Source organism: Kluyvera sp. CHPC 1.251 (assembly GCF_036759945.1).
Lineage (GTDB): Bacteria > Pseudomonadota > Gammaproteobacteria > Enterobacterales > Enterobacteriaceae > Kluyvera > Kluyvera sichuanensis.
The window spans coordinates 1-1014 of record NZ_JAPKIC010000032.1; the positions used below are offsets into that span (position 1 = coordinate 1).

Genomic DNA, 1014 nt, shown 5'->3' on the forward strand with positions numbered 1-1014 from the left:
ACACAACCCGCTACGGGGGAGACTTACCCGAAATCTGATTTATTCAACAAAGCCGAAATAGAAGTGAAATATCCTTCAGTTCATGTTGCACCACTTCAGAATAACGATCTACTGGAAGACTTTTTCTCACCTGTCGCGCGCGATGGTGCCGGTATGAGGGAGATTCAGATAAGAGTCCTTAAAGGACTGTCTATGCTGAGTAAGGGTTGGCCTGGGATATTTTCTGAGGCCGCGCATAATTTAGCATTTGAAACATTAGAGCATGCAATACGTGCTGACCATATAGATTCTGACAGATGTCTAATAAAATCAATTTATTATAATTTATTTAGTGGTGAAGACTCTAATAAAAAACCATAGTTGTGGGGGGGTGATGACTCCAACTTATTGATAGTGTTTTATGTTCAGATAATGCCCGATGACTTTGTCATGCAGCTCCACCGATTTTGAGAACGACAGCGACTTCCGTCCCAGCCGTGCCAGGTGCTGCCTCAGATTCAAGGCTCCGTTTCCCAAACGGAGCCCACTTACACCGCCTCTCAGCCCGGTACACACCAGAAAATTATTGATATGGCCATGAATGGCGTCGGATGTCGCGCCAGTGCACGCATTATGGGCGTTGGCCTCAACACGATTTTACGACACTTAAAAAACTCAGGCCGCAGTCGGTAAACTCACGCATACAACCGGGCAGTGATGTGATTGTCTGCTCTGAAATGGATGAACAGTGTGGTTACGTCGGCGCTAAATCACGCCAGCGCTGGTTGTTTTACGCGTATGACAGGATACGGAGGACGGTTGTTGCACACGTCTTCGGTGAACGTACTATGGCCACGCTGGAGCATCTTCTGAGCCTGCCGTCGGTCTTTCAGGGCGCGTGGTTCCTTTTAAACACCAGTTCTGTATCTCTTTTAAAGATCCTTTAATAAATCCTGTAAACACATAACCTCTTCATCGCCTACCCGGTACATCGCCGTTTCCGCTATCGAGCGACGGTTGTAATCTGTTGTCCAT

3 pseudogenes are annotated in these 1014 nt (G+C 46.9%); 2 read left to right on the forward strand and 1 reads right to left on the reverse strand.

Annotation, left to right across the window (positions count from 1 at the left end):
- Nucleotides 1-360, forward strand: a pseudogene (locus V6940_RS22680) (hypothetical protein); the annotation flags it as partial.
- Nucleotides 361-384: 24 nt separating this feature from the next.
- On the opposite strand, the pseudogene V6940_RS22685 reads toward V6940_RS22680, so the two are convergent.
- A pseudogene (locus V6940_RS22685) lies at nucleotides 385-504 on the reverse strand (IS1 family transposase); the annotation flags it as partial.
- 9 nt (nucleotides 505-513) lie between these two features.
- On the opposite strand from V6940_RS22685, the pseudogene V6940_RS22690 reads away from it, so the two are divergent.
- Nucleotides 514-869, forward strand: a pseudogene (locus V6940_RS22690) (IS1 family transposase); the annotation flags it as partial.
- Nucleotides 870-1014: the final 145 nt, after the last annotated feature.